The following is a 20446-nucleotide window of genomic DNA, read 5'->3' on the forward strand; positions in this document are numbered from 1 at the left end:
TGCGGGCCGGTGGTGCGTTGAGAGTCGTAGCAACTATCTAATTAGTATTTGCAGGTGTTATCGCTCATGTAGTCATGAACCTTGACCTTGCCAGCGATGATTTCAGCCTTGATGGCATCTACCTTGGCTTTCATTTCCGGGGTGATCAGCTTCTCGTTGTCCTTGTCGAGCGCCCAATCCACACCGCCTTCGGCCAGACCCAGGTTCTTGATACCCGGCTTCCACTCGCCTTTGGCAGCGTCATCCCAGGTCTGGTAAGCGGCCAGACCCACAGACTTGACCATGGAGGTCAGCATGGTGCCCGGTTGCAGGTGGTTCTGGTTGGAGTCCACACCGATGGCGAACTTGCCGCTGTCCTTGGCTGCCTGATAGACACCGATACCGGTACCGCCAGCTGCGGCATAAACCACGTCAGCGCCCTTGGCGAACTGGGACTTGGCCAGCTCGGCACCTTTGGCCGGGTCAGCAAACGCGGCCGGGGTAGAGCCCGCCATGTTCTGGAACACTTCGATCTTCGGATTGACGAACTTGGCACCCTGCTCGTAACCGCACTGGAATTTGCGGATCAGCGGGATATCCATGCCGCCCACGAAGCCGACTTTGCCGCTCTTGGAAGCGATGGCAGCCAGCGCGCCCACCAGGAAGGAACCTTCATGCTCCTTGAAGATGACGGACTGGACGTTCGGCTTGTCGACCTCCATGTCGATGATGGTGAACTGGGTTTTCGGGAACTCGGTCGCAACCTTCTCTACCGCAGAACCCATGTTGAAACCGACCGCCACGATCGGGCCGTTGCCACGGCTGGCCAGACGACGCAGACCCTGCTCGCGCTGGGCTTCGTTCTGGGGTTCAAACTCTTTGACCTTGACGCCCTTGTCCTTGTTGTAGAGCTCGACGCCGTTACGGAACACGGCTTCGTTAAATGATTTGTCATACTTGCCCGCTGTGTCATAAATGACGGCTGGCTCGGAAGCAGCCTGAGCAGAGAGAGCAGCGAGAGTGAGGGAGGCCACGGTGGCCAGCTTGAGCACTTTAGTCACGATCGTATCCTTGATTGTTATTAAGTGAGGGAACTTGCTTGCCTGTCAGAGCAGGCTATCTAGCACGCAGGCTTACTCTAAGTCAGCCCCGATGCGGGTCAAGCAAATGATAAGGGAAAAACGTTTGCGTTAACGGTTTGAATTCTAAGCAAATAACCTTATAAGCAGTTGTTTTTTAGCTACTTTTCAGTTTTTTATGCTAACAACCAAAAGACCCAAACGACATTTCTCTTATTGTTCAGCAAGTTACTGTAAACCGTTTTCCCCTGTTATTCATCCAGCCCCCCGGCAAGCCCGTGATCCGGCTCTCAAAATCCCCACAAACCGCGCGAGCAAGTATTGGCTACAGCTGGAGACCTCCCCGTCCCGTTCTCTCTGCGCCAGCCAAAATTGGCCGCACCGACTCCCCTGCAAGCCCCCATCTCGCCCCCTCCCCCGAGTTTGGATTTGGTCTGGCAGGGGGGATGGCCGTATAATCCCCGCCTGTATAAATAAACAGGAGTGGTGATGGACGTTTCAACCCTGCTCGACGGGCTCAACGACAAGCAAAGAGATGCCGTTGCGGCGCCCCGTAGCAATCTGCTGGTGCTGGCCGGTGCCGGTTCGGGCAAGACCCGGGTGCTGGTGCACCGCATTGCCTGGCTGATGCAGGTGGAACGCTGTTCACCCTTCTCCATCATCGCGGTCACCTTTACCAACAAGGCGGCGGCCGAGATGCGCGGCCGGGTCGAGAAAGTGATCGGTGACGGCGTGCGCGGCATGTGGATCGGCACCTTCCACGGTATCGCCCACCGTTTGCTGCGCGCCCACCATCTGGATGCGGGCTTGCCGCAGGATTTCCAAATCCTCGACTCCGACGACCAGTACCGCCTCATTCGCCGCGTCATCAAGGCGCTCAACCTCGACGAGAAGCACTGGGCCCCGCGCGCCGTGATGAGCTACATCAACGGCAAGAAGGACGAGGGCTTGCGCCCCGGCGACATCGACCTCTACGGCGATCCCGTCACCCGCACCTATCAGCAGATCTACAAGACCTATCAGGAGACCTGCGATCGCTCCGGTCTGGTAGATTTTGCCGAGCTGTTGCTGCGCGCCCACGAGCTGTGGCTCAACAAGCCGCACATCCTCGAGCACTACCGCGACCGCTTCCAGAACATCCTGGTGGACGAGTTTCAGGATACCAACGGCATCCAGTACGCCTGGCTGCGGATGCTGGCGGGCAACAGCGGCAAGGCGATGATCGTCGGCGACGATGACCAGTCCATCTACGGCTGGCGCGGCGCCAAGATCGAGAACATCCAGCGCTTCCTGACCGACTATCAGGGGGCCGAGACCATCCGCCTCGAGCAGAACTACCGCTCCACCGCCAATATCCTCAAAGCCGCCAACAGCGTCATCGCCAATAACGCCGAGCGCCTTGGCAAGGAGCTGTGGACCGAAGGGGCCGAGGGCGAGCCGATTTCGCTGTACGCCGCCTTCAACGAGGTGGACGAAGCGCGCTTCGTGGTCGGCCGCCTCAAGGATTGGAAGGAAAAGGGCGGCCTCTTGGCCGACTGCGCCATCCTCTATCGCTCCAACGCCCAGTCGCGGGTGCTGGAAGAGGCGCTGATGCAGGACGCCATGCCCTATCGCATCTACGGCGGCTTGCGCTTCTTCGAGCGGCAAGAGATTAAAGACGCCATGGCCTACCTGCGTCTTATCAACAACCGTGGCGACGACGCCAGCTTCGAGCGGGTGGTCAACACCCCGACCCGCGGCATCGGCGATCGCACCCTCGAGATCCTGCGCGGCAACGCCCGGGATCAGGGGCTCAACCTGTGGCAATCGGCCAAGGCCCTGCTCAATGACAAGGTGCTGACCGGTCGCGCCGGTAACGCGGTGCGCGGCTTTGTAGATCTCATCGATGCGCTGGAGGAGCAGGTCGCCATGCTGCCGCTGCACCAGCAGGCGGATATCGCCATCCAGAACTCCGGCCTCAAGGCCATGTATCTGGCGGAAAAAGGCGAGAAATCCCAGGCGCGGGTAGAGAACCTGGACGAACTGGTCACCGCCTGCCGCCAGTACCAGCGCCCGGACGAGCTGGAAGACATGAGCGATCTCTCCGCCTTCCTCGCCCATGCGGCGCTGGAATCGGGCGAGAATCAGGCGGACGAATATGCCGACGCGGTGCAGCTGATGACCCTGCACAGCGCCAAGGGGCTGGAGTTCCCGCTGGTGCTGCTGGTCGGCGTCGAGGAAGGCATGTTCCCCAGCCAGCAATCCACCGAGGAGTCGGGCCGGCTGGAGGAGGAGCGCCGCCTCTGTTACGTCGGCATGACCCGCGCCATGGAGAAGCTCTACATCTGTTATGCCGAGAGCCGCCGCATCTACGGCCGCGAGATGTTCCACAAGCCGAGCCGCTTTATCCGCGAGATGCCCGCCGAGTGTCTGGAAGAGATCCGGCTGCGCACTCAGGTCAGCCGCCCCACCCAGTACGGTCGCTTTAGCCAGAACGAGGTGCAGCAGAGCTTTGACGCCAGCGGCATCAAGCTCGGCCAGCGGGTGCTCCATCCGAAATTCGGGGAGGGGGTGGTACTCAACTTCGAAGGGGTCGGCCAGCAGAGTCGGGTGCAGATCCAGTTCGACGACGTCGGCGCCAAGTGGCTGGTGACGGCGTATGCCAGATTGGAAGCGCTTTGATTTCTTCCGCCTTTTGATACACCCAACCCGGCTTAGGCCGGGTTGGTTTATATATCATAGCTTTCTTATGCAAGAATTTTTATTTATAAGAAAAATCCAAAGTTGCTAACTCACTCATAATCTCTAGGCGATCCACTAATAGTTAATTTGTAATCTGACAAACCGAATCTACCTATCTGTGGTGTACAACTAGCGATTATATTAACTGACAATTCTCGACCGAGAACATCATCTTCTTTTCGATGATGACCGCTAGCATAACCACTCATTGAGACTTCAAATCCGTCATTAAATTTAAAACTATCGACGGCTATCTCTAGGTCATCAAATATAGTGTCAGTCTCAGCCATTGGGCCTGATAATTCCTCACTATTAAGAATGTCATAACTTGTTTCATTGACCATATCACATATCTTTTCCGCTAATTCATCAGCAGATAACAAATCTATGTTGAAACCCTCCAATATCATCTGAACATGATCAAAAAGTAACTCTCCAGATATTATTTCTTCATTGTCATTTTCAGCACTTGCTATATTGCTAAGCTTATCAGCCAAATATACTGAATCGTGATAGATGAATTTTATTTCATCTAACTTTGAGTTGTTGAAATTTTTATCATTGATCAGCATATCTATGGTGTCATACCCAAACATGGCAGCGATAGTGTTAGTTAATCCACTAAGGCTCATGGTCACGCCATCTTGTTGGATGCTATTTGAAAGCAAATTCATCCATTGATACAAGATAGGAAAGCGATTTGAAGCTAACGTTGCCCTATGAATTGCGGCTTGCCTTTCAAATTTCATTTTTTCTGTGTCCTCTTGTCGTTTTTTCACTTCAAGCTCGACACGTAACTTCTCTGCCTGAGAACTTTTTATTTCCAACTCTGCACGTTTGTTTTTTGTCTTTAAATCTATATATTCCATTATCTTGTTACGGCGTTCACTTTTCCGCATCTCCTCTTGAAGATCCATTTCAATTTCTTGAGTAAGAAACTCTTTTTCAGGATTTGCTCTAAGCCTGACTTTGTTAAGTTGTTTCTGAGCCTTTGCCTGGTTAATATCCAATTCTATAGCTTGTTTGTGCTGTGATAAAATAACGGCATTCTGTTTTTGTTTTACCCATAGTGATAAATGTGGAAATACAAACAGATATAATATCGTCAGCATTAATGGAAGGATTATCAGATCTACATCATAAAGTAGATTTGTGATGTGCATGGTATCAACCATGTATTTTATTCTTTCATCAATTGAGGCTGTTCCTAAAAAGAGGGTTGCCAACTTATCCCAGTTACATATACACCAAGAGAAAATAAAGGTGCCAATTATAGGGTCTTTAACCCTTATTCTGGCATTACCTTTAATGGAACTCCATATATCCTCTAATATTCCCACTCTCACTCCCATCGGCAAAATAAGTTTTAATTTCTGATTGTTAATGTAACAAAAACACGCCTAATCTTATGATATATTTACATAAAATCTGTGACATCGATCTTTTAGTAGATGGCGTAGCTGGTGAAGCTACGCCGGTTTCTTTAATTGAAGGGCCGTAGGTTCGATTAGCGAAGCGTAATCGGACGATCGCGTAAGACGTTCGCGTAATCGGACGCTAACAACGGAGCAACCCTTTTAGAGGTCTACTCCAATCCCCCCAACACCCCAGCCACCGACCCGCACCAATCCTGCGGATAGACGCCACTCGCCACATAACGATGGAAGGTGGAATACGGCCAATCGGCCACCCGTGTGACATGACCATGCTTGAGCGGGTTTATATGGACGTAATCCATATGGTGGCGGTAATCCTGCTCATCCCGGATCAGATGTTCCCAATAATGGCGCTGCCAGATGCCCCGCTCCCCGTGGCGTAGCCGGGTCTGGTTGCGCCGCTCATTGACCGGCAGGGCGCGGGAAAAGTGGCTTTTGATCAGCCGCCAACGCAGGGGGAAATCGGTGTCCCCCTCCGGCAAAGAGAGAATGCAGTGGAGATGGTCGGGCAACACCACCCATGCGTGAATGGCGAAGGGGTGAGCCTGTTGCACCTTGGCAACGCTGCGGCGCAGCAGGTCAATCTGCTCCACCAGCAACCGGTTGTTGCGCCGCTCCAGCAGGTTGACGGTAAAGAACCAGGTTCCTCCGGGCCACCATGCCCGCCGCCAATTGGCCATCCTGTCCTCCTCGTTGAGGCCGAAAAGCCAAGCATAGCCTTGCCTCACTTCGATCTGCTTGCGGGCCGTGATGATGCGGATGTTCCATTACGAGATTGTTCGATTACGCGATCGTCCGATTACGCTTCGCTAATCGAACCTACATGGCAACTCAAACCGGCTTGAAGCATTGCAATAGAAAGGTGGGTAAAGCAAAGAGGGGAAATCAGAAACCCGGCCGCCAGATGGGGCGCGGCGGCCGGGTGAATTGTAAAGAGTAGGGTGACAGAGAAAGGGATCAGCCTAGTCTAATCAACTCGATGGGGGCGTAGCGCTCACCGGAGTTTGCCAGCAGCACGCACTTCTCATGCTCCGCCTGATAGGGGGTCATATTGTCGGTGTGGGCCTCTTTCAGAAAGTCGACTGCGCCGGTGGCGGCAATCATCACGCGCTGACCCAGGTTCAGCACATTGCGGTTACGGTCATAGATCTTCATCTCATTCTCCTTTTCTTGTGTCCTGGCGGATGCACAGGCTTGTGTCCAGGACAACGACATTCAGCCTACGCCCCTGAAAAAAGGTGATTTATGTCACAGATCAAAAAAGGGGCGATAAGGGACTCACAGGTTCAAAAAGCGAGCATGGCCGCTTGGCCAGCGGTTGTCGCGCGAAGTAGCGCCCCCCTGCCCTTTTCATCGTGGCGGGCTCGAACCCGGCAGCGGTTGGGGTATATTGGTGGCCGATTAGCCAGTCTCATTCACTGTGGCCGCGCAAGCGGGCCGCTGTTTCAACAAGATGGAGAGTGCTCATGAATCGCGACATTACCGCCCAGTTTATCAAGATGCTGACCAACCTCGACCACTGTCTGGCCAAGGCCGAGGCCCACGCCGCGGCGAAGCAGTTCAACGTGGAGAACTTCTTCGGCGAGCGGCTGATCGTCGATATGCTGCCGCTGTCCAAGCAGGTGCTGATCTGCTGCGATTCGGCCCGCGCCGTGGTCGCCACCGCCAGCCACAGCGAGCCGCCGGTGCTGGGTGATGACCCTAAAACGATCGCGGATCTGCGCGCCCATATCGGCAAGACCATCACCTATCTGCAGGGCAAGCTGGAGGCAGACTACAGCCAGTACGCCAGCGGGCGTTACGTGCCCCACTGGGCGGGCGGCAAGGGGATGGATGGCCATACCTGCGTCCATGAGTACGGCATTCCCAACTTCTACTTCCACCTCACCATGGCCTACGCCCTGCTGCGCCAAGCCGGGGTCGATCTCGGCAAGCGCGACTATCTGGGCGGGCTCAACCTGCAATAAGCGCTGCACGCCACTGGCGGCAAACAGATAGCAAAAGCCTGCCACGCGGCAGGCTTTTTTATATCGGGTGGTGCAGATCTGGTGCGCAGAAGGGCTGCGCCCTAGAAGGGGCCGTTGCGCTCGCGCAGCTTGTCGGGCAGGCCGTCGTGATCCCCCAGCTCGCGCTCGGGCACATCATCCCAGTGCAGCTTGCCGAGGGTGATATTGCGCTCGGGATGCACGGCGTAGTGGATGCGGTTGTCCTCCCGATCGGTATCGCCAATGCAGAGCAGGCGGACAGCCTCTTCGGTGTTGTTGATAAAGGCGTGGGCCAGTCCGTCACCGGCCTTGAAACCCACCGAATCCCCCGGTTGCAGCCGATAGAGCACGCCATCGAGCCAGACATCCGGCGCCCCTTCCAGCACGTGAACGAACTCATCCTCGGTCTTTTCGGCATGGGGCCAGCTGGTGCGATGGCCGGGTTCGACAATCTCGTGGTGAATGCCGATGCGGCTAAAGCCGAAGTGCTTGCCGAGGGCGCAACCGCGAGAAAGGGGCTCCTGACTGCCGGAGTAGTAGCGCGGCGTCTGCTCTTGCAGCTCGCTCCAGTGTTTGATGCAGGGGTGGCGGGTCATAGCGGTTCCTTTTCTATGAGGATGTTGTCACGGGAGGGGTCATCCTAACTGCCTGAATGCGGGCGAGAAAAGCAGAAATCGGTCGGCCCGTTGCACAGCGGATGGTGTGGCGGCGGACTCGGCAACGGGTCGATTCCCCATTCGGCAAGGGCTGAACGGCCATGCCAGCGGCATGTGGTGCGGACAAAAATAGAGACAAAAAGAGGGAGCCGCTGGCTCCCTCTCTCGATCTGTCTGCACTGAGGCTAATTTCCGCTCTTATTTCCCAAGATTATCCGCCAGCTGTTTGGCGCGGCTGGCCGCCCACTGGTCGATCATCTTCTCCATCTCCCCGGCGGTGATGGGCTCATCCTTGTGGGTGGTATCCTGACTCTCGCGGGCATCCATCACCCGCACCAGCAGCTTGCCACTCCGGGAGTCGAGCAGCTGGGCCATGCTGCCCACCTTGAGCAGGTAGGGCTCCTTGCCGATCACTTCGCGGGTGACGTTGATGGCGATCTTGGCCGGCAGCAGGTCACGCAGCTTGGGGTCGGGGCGGGTCAGGTCGAAGTTGGTGACGGCGGCCTGGATCCGCATCACTTTCGGGCCGGGGGCGGTGGCGATCTTGACGCCCTGCTTGATTAGCTCGCTCTGGAACTTGTCGTGGTAGTAGCGGCCAATCTGGTTCTGTTCGTTGGCGGTCAGCAGATACCACTGACCATTCTCCTGCCGGATAAACTGCAGCGGATCGAGCAGCACCTCATTGTATTGGCGCAGGTCAACGCCCGGCTCCTTGTAGACGCGCTGATTGGGGTTGCTCTCGCTCTGCTGGAAGGCTGTCAGCGGGATCGCCTGCAAGCTGTGGGATACCTGATTCTTGACGGCGCAACCACCCAGCAGGGCCGCAGCCACGGCAATCATCACGACCTTTTTCATATTTGCTCCTGCATTTTACTGTTTGTTTTTGCTGTGGATTTCGCACCACATGGCTGGAGAACCCGTGCCGGATGCCGCCAATGTCACAGAGAAATAACCTATTCATCACCTTCCCACAAGGGACAGATCAGGATTGTTCAGCTCACATCCAAGTTGTCACAATTGAGGCACTTTTGTACAGGGTCAGCCAGGGTACGAACGGCAATCTGGCGAGGGTTCGGTTGTTTAATCCGGCTAAATGGGGCTGCGGAAAGCGCTCAGTTTTTTCAAACGATGCGAGCCCGCGAGCGGCGTGAGTTGAACGGGGGAATGCCCTGGAACGGGCGATGACCGATCATCAGCCATCTTGCGCAAACTTGCCTGCCGCCGAAGAAGCGGCAGGCTCATTCATCAGTTATCGAGATCCCAGGGGCACTGCTTGACCAGTCCCTCTTTGCCGCTGGCGACGATCGCCTGCTGCACCATCCGTTTGTAGCGATTCTTGATATGGGCGGGCAACGCGGGCACCAGCAGCCGCTCGTCAAACTCCGGCAGCGGGCGATCCGGCAGCACCGCCTGCTCCTGCGGGCTGAGGGGCGGCCGGGAGGCCATATTGCTGGCCGAGATGGTGGGCGTGCCTACCAGCATCTGGCGCTGCAGCGGTGCGCTCAGCAGAAAATCCACCAGCAGGTAGGCGGCCTTGAGCCGAGCGGGATCATCGCCGACATGACGGGCGATAGAGATCGCATCGAGGGCATAGATGGCCCCCTCCTGCACCATGGCGATCCGCCACTGCTGCTCGTTCTGCTTGTTGCACTCCACCAGCTCCAGCCCCCAGGTGGTGGCAAAGGTCTGCTGGCGCAGATCCTCACAGCGGTTGGCCTGATTGAACCAGAAGCCGCGACTGGCTCGCAGCCGCTGCGAGAGCTGCTGCTCCACCTCTTGCTGCAAGGTCTTGTCGGCCAGCATCTCGCCGCTGGCAAACAGGGCGGGCGACTTGCCAAGGGAGAGCAGCACCGAAAAGAGCAGCGGCTCGAACTGGTCGCAGAACTCGGCAAACTGGCCCGACGGCGAGCTGTTGGCAAGTACCTGCCAACTGGTGGGCGCTTGCGGCACCTGCTTGCTGTCATAGGCGAGGCTGAACATGGCGTAGGAGAAGGGCACCGAGTAGTTGTGCTCCCCCTGCTTGTCATACTCGGTGTTCTTGAGGGCAGGCTTCACCTCGGCGTAGTGCTGCAGGCGGCTGAAATCGATGGGTAGCAGCAGCTTGAACAGCGGCTGGTGATGGGCCTTGTAGAAGTAGCTGGTCGGCAGCACCACATCGGCGCTGCGGGTGCGCAGGGAGCGGTAGACGCTGTCGAAATCGGTCAGCAGCGGCTCGATCCGGCTGACCGTCGCCTCCACCCCATGGGCGTTGGCGTAGTCGGCAAACTGCTGTTCATAACCCGCTGGCAGATAGCCCCACTCCAGCAATTTGAGCTGAACCGGGGCCGCCAGCGCCGGGGTCATCCCCAACAACCAGCAAAGAGGCAGTAGACGCATGGCCGGGCACTCCTGACAGGTAAACCTTGTTGGAGTATAGGCCCATGCGCCCACTCGTCAGGCCACCAGCTCGGCCCTCATGCTCGCCAGAATGGAGAGGCTGACCACCGCAAACAGCACGCCGGTCACCAGATTGAGTGGCCGCTGCACCCGCAGCAGCAGGCGCTGGGCACGATCGGTGGAGAGGCTCCACGCCAGCAACCCGAACCAGCAGAGGGAGATGATGAAGAGCTCGCCCACCAGCAGGCTGCGGGTCATTCCATCCACCTCTGGCGTCACCATGGCAGCCAGCAGACCGATAAAGAACACCAGCGCCTTGGGGTTGAGCAGATTGGTGGCAAGGCCAGTGCGCACGCCCCTGCCCCAGCCGCGCAGCTCGTTGGCGGTGCTGGCCATCACGGTACTGCTCTGCTGGCGGGCCGCCATCAGGGCCCCCCAGCCCAGCCAGCCCAGATAGAGGGCACCGCCGCATTTGATCACCATAAACAGCATGGGGTTGTTGGCGATCAGCATGCTGATGCCGGTCAGACTGAGGGTGGCGTGCACCATGATAGCCAACGAGATCCCCAGCGCCGCGCCAAGGGCGGTCGGCCGGTGCAGGCTGGTGCGCAGGATCAGGGCAAAATCGGGGCCGGGGCTGGCCAGTGCAATCAGGTGCATCAGGCCGAGGGTAACGAACAGACTGGTCAGCATAACAACTCTCGCTTTAACGACGGGGAGCCAGCATGGCGGATCAGCGGGGGGCGCGGCTTGTAAAAGATTGCATCTGGGCACGAAATTCGGCGGGTGTCAGACCGAATGCCTGGCGAAAGCCGTGGTGGAAGTGACTCTGATCGAAGAAGCCGACCGCCAGCGCCGCCTCGCTCACCGCCATGCCGCTCGCCAGCAGCCGCTTGCCCTGCTCCAGTCGCAGCCGCTTCAGCCAGGCGTAGGGGGTCATGCCGCTGCGCTTCTTGAACTGGCGCAGAAAGGCGAAACGGTCGAGCCCGAGCAGCCCCGCCAGCTCTTCCAGCGAGTGGGGCTCGTCGAGGGCGGCCATCAGATAGTCGCGCAGGAATCGCAACTGGGGATCGGCCAGCTGGTGCACCTCGGGGGCCAGATGCAGCAGCTCCCCCAGCAGGGCGAGCAGCTGGCTCTCGATCAGCAGGCCATCAGCCTTGGGGTTGTCGAGATAGCCGTGCAGTTGGGCAAAGCCCTGATAGAGGTCGGGGCGGCTCTGCAATCCCTTGTCGAAGAAGGGTTCCGGCTGCTCCGGCAGCCAGAGCGCCAGCTGCTGCGGATCGATGGCGAAGACCCGTACCTCGTACCCTTCCGGCAGCAGGCTGAGGCCGTCATGCACCTCGTCCGGGTTGACGGTAGAGAGCACCCCGCGCACCAGATGGTGACTGTTCCCCTTGTGGATAAACTTCTGGCAACCTCGCTGCACCAGCCCGATATGGTAGTCGAGATGGACATGGCGGCCGTAGCTGAACACCCTGTGGTGAGAGTGCGACAGCTCGACCCCCGGCAGGTGCGGGGATTGCCAGTAGCGGATGAGGGAATCGGTGGTATTCATGGGTTATAGATACACCGCAAACAAGCTGAAAGCTTGTAGATTATTGCATTCCGGCTATGCCCTTGCAGCTGATGCAATGCCCACCAAAGCAGGTCGGCTACGCCACCAGCGATGACCGGCAACCACAACCCGCTTATTGAGCTACGGAAAAAACAAAGGGAGGCATTACGCCTCCCTTCGTCTGACCGCACTCCCCCTAATTACTTGGGCTGCAGCTTCATCTCATGCAAATACTCCTGCACTTGCAGCTTGTAGTCAGCCTGATAGGAGAACTTGGTGCTGTCGCTCGCCGCAATCAGGTTCACCGCGGTGCAGAACAAAGTTGCTGCCAGCAGCCCCTTGCCAACCCACTGCGGATAACGACGGCTCCAACGCACCAGCAACAGCAGGATCGGGAACAGGGCGTAGGGGAAGATCAGCATCAGGTGCCAGTAGTTGAAGATGATGGGCGAGAGCGCCGCACTCACCAGCACAGCCAATACGGCCGCCATAGCATAGAGGCCGAGCCAGCTCGTGCCGTCCACGGATGCACGGTCGCTGCGCAGCAGACGCGGTTTGAGTTCGCGCCACAACTGCCAGTTGGCCTTGGCTGCCAGCAATACGGTCACCGAGCCCATCCCGTAAATCACGAGCCGCCACAGCCAGATCGCGGCCATCTGCAGATATTCGTTCCCCGCCAGCCAGATGAATTGGGTATCGTTGACCAGCTTGCTGGCAAACAGCCAGGAGCCGTAGCGCAGCCAGTAAATCACCGATTTCAGCACCGGATAGACATGCACCAGCCCCCAGCCGATATAGCGCTGGCGCGCCTCGGGATCGACGTTCTGGGTGATGTGGCTGTTGCTCATCACTTCCATGGCGTAAGGGATCAGGGAGGCACCGATCAGCAGGGTAGCCACCACCACCCCGCTCCAGCTCACCTTGAGAATGCGGCGCCAGAACAGATAGGTGGACATTACCGCCAACAGCGGCCAGGAGTAGTGCAACTGCATCGCCATGCCGATGGCCAGCAGGTGAACAATCATGTGCCAGAAGGAGGCCCGCTCGCGCATATGCCAGGCCGACCAGCAGTGCATGGCCGAGAAGAGGAAGAGATAGGAGGGGTTGTAGAGCAAACTCTCGTACTGGAACCAGGGGTTAAGCCAGCAAAGCACCAGAAACAGCAACCGCGCATTGCCCTTCGATACGGGGTCAACAAACACCTGGCGGATCACCGCATCAAACAGCAGGAACCCGACCAGCCGCATCGCCAGCAGCAACACCATGGGGGCATAGGGAGAGTCCCACAGCAGCAGCGGCCCGCCAATCAGCCAGGCCGACAAGCTGCCCGGCACATTGCCCACCGCACTCGCTGCATTACCATAGCTGAGCCAGACCCCCTCATAGGCTCCAAGGTAACCCTTGTAGAGCATCTGGGTCTGGTCGCCAGTGAGGAGCTGATTAACAGAAAACAACCAGGAGAGCAGCAGCCCGGCAAATATACAGGCCGCGAATAATGCGTTATGGTAGCGCCCACTAAGACCAATCATTGATCCATACCTATTGAAAAAATTGCTAACGACTTTAACAGTTGCCACCTGATTTTGCTCGTTTACGATTCACATTTTTAGTAGATTTACCAGTCAGTTATGAGACCCGCGGAGCAGTTATGACCCCACCAGTTAAAAAGTTTTTATTCATTGTTGAAGACTTGTATGGTGGTGGTGCGGAAAAGGTTTTGCTCAATACCGCATCATTGCTAAAAGATGCCGGTACAGATGTAACCTTGTTTACCTTACGGGAAAAAATAGATCATACGTTGCCTGAAAATATTCATCCGCTTAATCTTGGCATTGTCACAAAACTGACCAAAGCCATATCCAATATGGCGGTTGAAAAGATACAAGCGTCACTGATCCTGAAAAAAATCAAAGATATTTCACCTGACGTCATCATCTCATGTTCATGTGACAAAATTACCAGGCACCTGCCTGAAACACTGAATATCTATTACTGGATCCATGGTAATGTCACCGGTTTTGCCAAAGACAATGCCAAAGGATATGAAAAATTCAAGCGCTTCTATAATGGCAAGAAACTGATCTGTGTGTCCCGTGGTATAGCAGACGACATTTTGCACAATGTCAAAGCTACCCCTAAATCGTGTCAGGTTATCTACAATCCGTTTGATATCGAGAAAATTCAGGCGTTGGCTAATGAGCCTTTCAGCAAGCCATTCGACAAGTATTTTATCCATGTCGGCACCTTCGAAGAACGAAAACGCCACGATCGTCTCTTGCAGGCATATCAGCTAAGCGGCGTTGATACACCACTCGTCCTGATGGGCAAAGGGGAGCGACGCCCTCACATTGAAGCCATGATCGAAGAGATGAACCTTGCCAGCAAGGTGAAGATCATCGACTTTCAGAAGAACCCCTATCCCTATATCAAGGCTGCCCAAGCACTCATCCTGACATCAGATGCAGAAGGGCTACCAACTGTGCTTATTGAAGCACTTATCTGCTATACACCGGTTATCAGTGTGGATTGTCCATCTGGGCCTGCTGAAATATTGACAACACCACTCGATAAATTTTTAATACCGATGGAAGACATCAGTGAACTGGCCATAGCAATTACAAGCATGGATCGAAGAAGAATCCCCGTTAATTCAAACTATTATCAACCTTTTTCTAGTGAAAGAGTTACCGAAGAATTTATATCTTTATGAAAAAGAGTTGGGGAAAACCCCAACTCTCTATAGATAATCAGCCACCCACTTTTTAAATACCATTTCAAATTCAGCAACGTTTATAAAGTTTACGTCTTGTTGTGCAGACCTGGTTTCTGCGTAGATAACTCTTGAGCGATGATTATTTGGATGCCACTCTACATTCTCCGGCATCCCGAAATTATCATTATAAATACCAAGAACTGGTTTATTCAAACCTGTTGCAATATGCACAGTAGCAGTATCTACAGACACCATACCGGCACAATGCCTTGCCTGTGCAAAGAGCGCAGCCAAAGATGGCTTTTCATGATCAATGAGAATCCTGGCGGGGTCACAAACATGAGATATTATGCGTTCTACGTCCTTCTCACGACCAGGCGGGTACAATAGACAAATGTTGTAATTTGATGAAGCAAGCATTGTGTTTATTAGAGCTATGGTTTTCTCAACGCTGAAACAACGGGATGCCCCACTACCATATGGATTGAAGCACAACGTTTTATGACTTGGCCACCAAGAGCCAACCCTATCCTCAGAATCTTTGAAATAAGGCACTATATAACTGGTGTCAGGGTTAACAATTTCCATATACTCCAACAACACCTTAAATTTCTTTGAGAAGTGCATGCCAGCTGTTTTTTTGCCCAACTTTATATTAACACAATCAAGCTCATCATCAATTCCCGCGACATTCTTGCTTCCAACGTGAGAAACAAAATAAAGATCTTTCATCTTCATCTTTTGACTAAAATGAATGAGGTAATCAACGTCCCCCAACTCTTTTGCTAGCTTTTTTAGCTCGGTATAGCTAGCCCTTTTTGATATCTCAAAAACATTATCAAAATTAAAAAAATCTCGAAACAAAGGTGCCATTGCGGAGGTGGTTATGATATAAACCTTCCTATCTGGAAATACATTTTTAATCTCTCTTGCCGCCCAAGAAGAGACGATTGCATCACCAAGCTTCGCATCCCATCTCACAAAAACAGTAGCCCCATTCGATGGTGATATCACTGATGAGTGGTGATCAAATAGTAAAATGCCAAGCTTGCGACGAAGCGCATCTCTCCACAATTGCAAGGTTTTAATCACAGTCATCACCTCTATTATTGTATATGTTGACCATAATCACGATCATCAATCGTCGTATCAAACAACCCGACATCCAAACAGCATGGTTCAATACCTGATGCATTCAATTTGTTCAACTGAAGCCGACCAGTCAAATAATCAGATGGCATTCTTACTGGATAAGCACAATGTAATAATTTTCGCGCACCTTCTGATGTCAATATATATCCAGCGGTGGATATAATACCCCTATTGGAATTTTTACTAGGCCGAAGATAACGGGATAATCGATATCCCTCTGGTAACTTTCGTGCCCATGGCCACTGTTTCGCCTTTCCATGATGAATGAAGATGATTTCTGAACTAGATTTTTTCAAAGCCTCCTCCACAACACTCTTAAAATGCATGTGAATATATATATCATCCTCTAATATGATAGCTTTATCTATATTGTTCTTTACCATCATCTCATAGAGGCTGATATGACTTAACGCACAACCTATTTCACCCAAGCTTAAAGAGTGGCCACAAAATGCCTCCGCTGCATTTAGATCTACCTTAGCTAAACCATCATTACCTAATAGCTTTCCATCTACAGCATCCCAAAATGTAAAAGATAAGCCTGCATGAGCCATTTGCTTCTCAATGGCTGCTCGCCGCTCATGGCTTCGTAACAAGCTGATTACGAAAATTGGAATCATCGAAAACCTCTATGATTATCTTGATTTTGGAACCAGATATATACCAATCCCAACGTGTAGAGAAACAATGTATTTTGATGCTCAAATGGAACATCACTCAAGCTATTGATGGCAAAAGAAAGTGGTAATAATAACCCAACCGAACTCACACCCCAACGTTGTATCGCCCACCACATTGGCCACCCAAAGAACAGTAGAAGCGCGCTAAAACCAACGGCACCACGAATGATCAAGTTTTGCATATATTGATTGTGGGAATGGGCTAGGGCGGGATCTAGTAACAAAGGAGAGCTGACACCGGATGCAACCAAAGCCTGTTTCGTTACATCAAATCCATCAGTACCAACCCCTAACACGGGGGCAGTTAGAAACCCTTGCCATGCCCCCTGCCAAGCGACCAGACGTAATCCCCAAGAAGTGCCATAAACGCCCTTCTCTGCATTACTGATATCAGAAATGCTGGCTTGTACTCGTTCTTGTAATACTGAACTCTGATTGTAAAAAACTGCTCCTCCGCTCAATATCAGAAGCAAAAAAACAATATATTTGAGCGGTTTTTTCATCGCCTTAACAAGCACAATCAAACCAACAATCGTCATAAATGCCAGCCAAACACCGCGGCTCTGCGAAGCATAGAGGCTGTAGAGCGCCATCAAGATAGATAACAACGCACAACCTTTCTCCCAACTAAGCAGAGATCTTTCTTTATGCATGCCCCAAGCCAGTAGTGCTATCACCAAGCTTGCCTGTGAAAATAGTATTGCATTGGTAAATCCCTCAACCCTATAGATGCCATGAAACTGTTGCCACAGGCTGATAAAGCCCATGCCAACCCCACCCGCCATGATGGCGTATCGGCTTACTCTTAGAACGATCTCTTTTCTTGGTACCAAAAGCCCGAATAAGGAGACATAGCCAAGACTGCGCATAACTCCATACTGATCACCATGAATGAGACGGTTTATTAAAATAAATGCGGCATATCCAAAAAATAGCCAGAGAATACGTCTATCCCGTAGTCCTATATCCCACTTCCGACCAATAATCAGATTTATAACTCCGATCGCAATCGAAATAACCAACATATTAGCAAGAATACCCTTACCATTTGGCAACAAAAAAAGTCCACAAAATGTAAATGCCAACGTGGCAGAAAAAAGCACTGTGGTCAGGCGATCAAAAAAGACCTGAATTACTGGTGGCATAAATCACTTCCTAAATACATAGTTCCCGCGAATTTTGCGCCACAACCCGAACACATCAGTGCGGGGGAAGATAGCAATCCGGCGGATCTTAAAAGGGTCCTGGTGCATTGCTTTGGGGCCACTATTGGTAGCAACGGCAAAACGATACCCGGCGGCGATAGCCTGCTCCTTGGCACTCTCGTTCATATCTCCGTAAGGGTAGGCAAACGAGAGCAGCGGATGGCCAAGCAGGGCCTCCAGTTGGCGTTTATTATCCTGAATTTCATGGGCTTGTTGTTCGGCAGTGAGTTGACTCAAGCGGGGGTGAGTCAGGGTATGACCACCAATTTCCACATGACCGCTGGCAGCCAGCGCCTTGACCTGCTCACAACTCATCAATGAAACCTTGGTGTCCGGATTGGTCGGATGCTCCACATCCCAACGGTTATAGCCTTCACCGGTGACCACGTACACCACCGCTTTGTAACCATATTTTTCCAGCAGCGGCAGCATGCGGGTCAGATTGTCCTGATAGCCATCATCGGCGGTGATCATCAGGTACTTCTTGCCATATTGCAGACGGTGGATAAAGCCTTTGTCAGCCAGATCACGGAAGGTCAGGGTTTCGTAGCCGAGCCACTTCATCAGGCGCAAATGTTTCTCGAACATGGCGATCGGCATCCAGGTGCCGTGCACCCCTTTCTCGCTATCCTGCTCGATAAAACGGTGGTACATGATGACCGGCATCTCGCGGCGCAGGGTTTCGACTACGGCATCCTGATAGATGGTTTCGAGGCCGGATACTACCCCCTGCAAGCCATACTGATCCTGAATGCGTTGGCGAATGGCTTCCGGCACCGTCTTGCTGGCCAGGGCAGATTCGATCTCTCCCTTCAGGGCCGCAAAATCAATGGCCAGATCCTTGGGACCAATGTCACCGAAGTTACTGGCCAGCGCCTCATCCAGATTCTGCTCGCTCACCAGACCGATGGCCCTGGCTTCACCAATGGCAAAGGCGGGTCGACCGCAGAGCAGTGCTTCCATCGCTACCCGACCTGCGCCGATCACCAGATCGCAACTCGCCAGCAGAGCGGGGACATCGTCGACGTACCCAACAAACTCGGCGCGCCCTTCGAAACGGGCAAAGCGCTCCGGCACCTTGGTACCGCTGACAATCCGCACCCGACAGGCATCCAGATCGAGCACTTCGTCGAGCAGGCGGTAGCAAAGCTCCCCTTTGGGGCCGCTCAAACGGCCAATGATGGCAATCACCGGCTTTGGATTGTCCGGCGCAGGCACAGGCTGGAACTTGTCGGTTTCGATACCGTTACGCAGCACCTGCACTATCGCGGGATCGACCCCCAGATTGTCGACAATCTGCCGGGCAATATCCTCACAAACGGCAACCGCCCTGAATCCAAGAGCATGGAAGGCCTTGCGCGAGGCGTGCACCGGCTGACGCCCATGTACCGTGGTGATCATCGGGGTGCCAGTCAGCTTACAGGCCACATAGCTGCTCCAGCCTGAGGCGCGGGAGTGAGCATGCACCAACTGGATATGGTGTTTCTTGATGAGGTAGATAAGGTAAAAGACGTGCCAGAAACGGCGCAGAATACTGCGCTTGTTGAATCTCAGCTTGAAGACGGGGCCAAGGGTCGGTTTGGTCAAGGTATCTGACACATAAAAGACGTTGTGACCACGCCGGGTCAGTTCGTTACCGACCGTCGTGGCATAGACCTCCGCGCCCGTTACCTCGAGCTGGGAGAGTGCCATCAATATATTCACCCTACACCTCCGTCAACAAGACTCGAATGAAGAGTGCAACTGGAAGGAAGTTTGCTCTCCCCATCTAATAATTGCTCGATCTGCCTCATACTCTCTCGGAGATTGAAAATCCTGGCTCGCTCCTTCGATAAGGAACTATATGTTGATAGCGTTTTTTTATTTTCAATCATTTTTCGTATTGCCAATGCAAGCGCATTTGCATCCCCGACAGGAACGAGAACACCATATTTTCCGCCATCGAGAGCTTCATTAGGTCCAGTACAATCTGTCGATACAATGGCCTTCCCCAACGCCATTGCCTCTACGAGTACAACCGGGTAACCCTCATAATGTGAGGACATAACGAATAGATCGCTATCAGCAAGATATGGATATGGATTTTCCTTGAACCCAAGTAATTTCGCACTATCACCAATATTATTAATATTGATAAATGACTCTAACCCAGCTCTATCATCACCTTCTCCCAAAATAGTAAGGTGATATTTAACCCCTGCATCAATATTTATTTTATGAGCAGCCAGTAATATGTCGAATCCTTTTTGGGCATTGCATAGCCGTCCAATAGCAATAACTTTTATTTGCCCCTCACTCGTAATAGGCTCATGACTTTTCCGCATTATGCCTTCTATATCAACAGGGTTATAAACCACGTGAGTATATGGTTTCACTTCAGGATACAATTTCAATAATGCATTCTGTGCACCTTTAGAGACACAGACAATGTTATCCATTTTTTTATAAACGGTACGCTCAACTTTTCTGGAAAGAATTTGATGGCACAACAAGTCTATATGGACCCATGCTATCTTTCGAACAACAGAATTCAGGTGAGATAACAACAGAGAGCTATTCCCTTCCAAAAATGCGATACCAATATCATATCGTTCATTAAATACGATATTTGCTAACCACTTGCTATTTAGAACGAAATTCCACCAGCGTTTTTTAATAGAGAAAAAAATTCTACGCTGAAACAACCCCGATGGTTCGGTCGGTAACAGAAATTCTATTTTTACATTTTTCGGAACTTGAGATAAATATACACCCTCACGCCTTAATAACAGCAGCGTAATAGCGTATTTACTAAAATCCAAACGCTTAAGCGTTTCAATAAGGACCTTTTCGGCGCCTCCTCCGCCCAATGTTTCCATTATAAATAAGACTTTTTTCTTCATGCTAACCACATAGGAAATAATGAAAAA

Annotated in this window: 18 protein-coding genes; 3 read left to right on the forward strand and 15 right to left on the reverse strand. The window is 53.1% G+C overall.

Translation table 11 applies throughout. The annotated features are described in order from the left end of the window. Positions 1–41: 41 nt before the first annotated feature. On the reverse strand, positions 42–1040 hold the full coding sequence (locus AB5Y90_RS06095; protein ID WP_368166672.1) for a BMP family protein: 999 nt from the start codon (positions 1038–1040) through the stop codon (positions 42–44). Between the two features lie 507 nt (positions 1041–1547). Between AB5Y90_RS06095 and uvrD the strand changes: the two genes are divergently transcribed. Then, on the forward strand, positions 1548–3719 hold the full coding sequence (gene uvrD, locus AB5Y90_RS06100) for a DNA helicase II (protein ID WP_368166673.1): 2172 nt from the start codon (positions 1548–1550) through the stop codon (positions 3717–3719). A 110-nt stretch (positions 3720–3829) separates the two neighbouring features. On the opposite strand, the gene AB5Y90_RS06105 is transcribed toward uvrD, so the two are convergent. The 3 genes from AB5Y90_RS06105 to ydfZ all read right to left on the reverse strand — a co-directional run bounded on the left by AB5Y90_RS06105 (position 3830) and on the right by ydfZ (position 6370). After that, positions 3830–5119 (reverse strand): hypothetical protein, encoded by a 1290-nt coding sequence (locus AB5Y90_RS06105; protein WP_368166674.1) that lies wholly within the window; start codon positions 5117–5119, stop codon positions 3830–3832. A 245-nt stretch (positions 5120–5364) separates the two neighbouring features. Then, on the reverse strand, positions 5365–5895 hold the full coding sequence (locus AB5Y90_RS06110) for a transposase (RefSeq protein WP_368166675.1): 531 nt from the start codon (positions 5893–5895) through the stop codon (positions 5365–5367). Positions 5896–6172: 277 nt separating this feature from the next. Continuing rightward, positions 6173–6370, reverse strand: a complete 198-nt coding sequence (ydfZ, locus tag AB5Y90_RS06115; protein WP_005342516.1) for a putative selenium delivery protein YdfZ — start codon at positions 6368–6370, stop codon at positions 6173–6175. A gap of 311 nt (positions 6371–6681) precedes the next feature. Between ydfZ and AB5Y90_RS06120 the strand changes: the two genes are divergently transcribed. Next, complete coding sequence (locus tag AB5Y90_RS06120) at positions 6682–7182, forward strand: DUF1993 domain-containing protein (protein WP_368166676.1); 501 nt, start codon at positions 6682–6684, stop codon at positions 7180–7182. A 101-nt stretch (positions 7183–7283) separates the two neighbouring features. On the opposite strand, the gene AB5Y90_RS06125 is transcribed toward AB5Y90_RS06120, so the two are convergent. From AB5Y90_RS06125 to AB5Y90_RS06150, 6 genes are all read right to left on the reverse strand, one after another. Next, positions 7284–7796, reverse strand: a complete 513-nt coding sequence (locus AB5Y90_RS06125; RefSeq protein WP_368166677.1) for a cupin domain-containing protein — start codon at positions 7794–7796, stop codon at positions 7284–7286. A 258-nt stretch (positions 7797–8054) separates the two neighbouring features. Continuing rightward, complete coding sequence (locus AB5Y90_RS06130) at positions 8055–8711, reverse strand: DUF3313 domain-containing protein (protein ID WP_368166678.1); 657 nt, start codon at positions 8709–8711, stop codon at positions 8055–8057. 390 nt (positions 8712–9101) lie between these two features. Next, positions 9102–10232: a PotD/PotF family extracellular solute-binding protein gene (locus AB5Y90_RS06135; RefSeq protein ID WP_201909348.1), complete on the reverse strand. Its 1131-nt coding sequence runs from the start codon at positions 10230–10232 to the stop codon at positions 9102–9104. Between the two features lie 57 nt (positions 10233–10289). Beyond that, positions 10290–10925 carry a LysE family translocator gene (locus AB5Y90_RS06140; RefSeq protein WP_368166679.1) on the reverse strand — a complete coding sequence of 212 codons (636 nt, stop codon included), beginning with the start codon at positions 10923–10925 and terminating at the stop codon, positions 10290–10292. 40 nt (positions 10926–10965) lie between these two features. Next, positions 10966–11787, reverse strand: coding sequence for an AraC family transcriptional regulator (locus AB5Y90_RS06145; RefSeq protein WP_368166680.1), 822 nt, complete (start codon positions 11785–11787; stop codon positions 10966–10968). A 200-nt stretch (positions 11788–11987) separates the two neighbouring features. Continuing rightward, the gene (locus tag AB5Y90_RS06150; protein ID WP_368166694.1) at positions 11988–13199 is read right to left on the reverse strand and encodes a 3-deoxy-D-manno-octulosonic acid transferase; all 1212 of its coding nucleotides are present in this window, start codon (positions 13197–13199) and stop codon (positions 11988–11990) included. Between the two features lie 236 nt (positions 13200–13435). Here AB5Y90_RS06150 and AB5Y90_RS06155 point away from each other — a divergent pair, with 236 nt between their 5' ends. Continuing rightward, on the forward strand, positions 13436–14497 hold the full coding sequence (locus tag AB5Y90_RS06155) for a glycosyltransferase (protein WP_368166681.1): 1062 nt from the start codon (positions 13436–13438) through the stop codon (positions 14495–14497). Between the two features lie 27 nt (positions 14498–14524). Here AB5Y90_RS06155 and AB5Y90_RS06160 read toward each other — a convergent pair whose 3' ends face one another. From AB5Y90_RS06160 to AB5Y90_RS06180, 5 genes are read right to left on the reverse strand one after another with little or no spacing between them, the layout of a single operon-like run. After that, entirely contained in the window at positions 14525–15598 is a 1074-nt protein-coding gene (locus tag AB5Y90_RS06160; protein WP_368166682.1) for a glycosyltransferase family 9 protein, read from the reverse strand. A gap of 8 nt (positions 15599–15606) precedes the next feature. Further along, positions 15607–16272, reverse strand: a complete 666-nt coding sequence (locus AB5Y90_RS06165) for a glycosyltransferase family 25 protein (RefSeq protein WP_368166683.1) — start codon at positions 16270–16272, stop codon at positions 15607–15609. Further along, positions 16269–17477: an O-antigen ligase family protein gene (locus AB5Y90_RS06170; protein ID WP_368166684.1), complete on the reverse strand. Its 1209-nt coding sequence runs from the start codon at positions 17475–17477 to the stop codon at positions 16269–16271. Before AB5Y90_RS06170 ends, AB5Y90_RS06165 begins: the two co-directional genes overlap by 4 nt. A gap of 3 nt (positions 17478–17480) precedes the next feature. Beyond that, complete coding sequence (locus AB5Y90_RS06175) at positions 17481–19241, reverse strand: polysaccharide deacetylase family protein (protein WP_368166685.1); 1761 nt, start codon at positions 19239–19241, stop codon at positions 17481–17483. Next, entirely contained in the window at positions 19238–20419 is a 1182-nt protein-coding gene (locus tag AB5Y90_RS06180; RefSeq protein ID WP_368166686.1) for a glycosyltransferase, read from the reverse strand. Before AB5Y90_RS06180 ends, AB5Y90_RS06175 begins: the two co-directional genes overlap by 4 nt. Positions 20420–20446: the final 27 nt, after the last annotated feature.

This window comes from Aeromonas sp. R4-1, from assembly GCF_040908325.1.
Taxonomy (GTDB): domain Bacteria; phylum Pseudomonadota; class Gammaproteobacteria; order Enterobacterales; family Aeromonadaceae; genus Aeromonas; species Aeromonas veronii.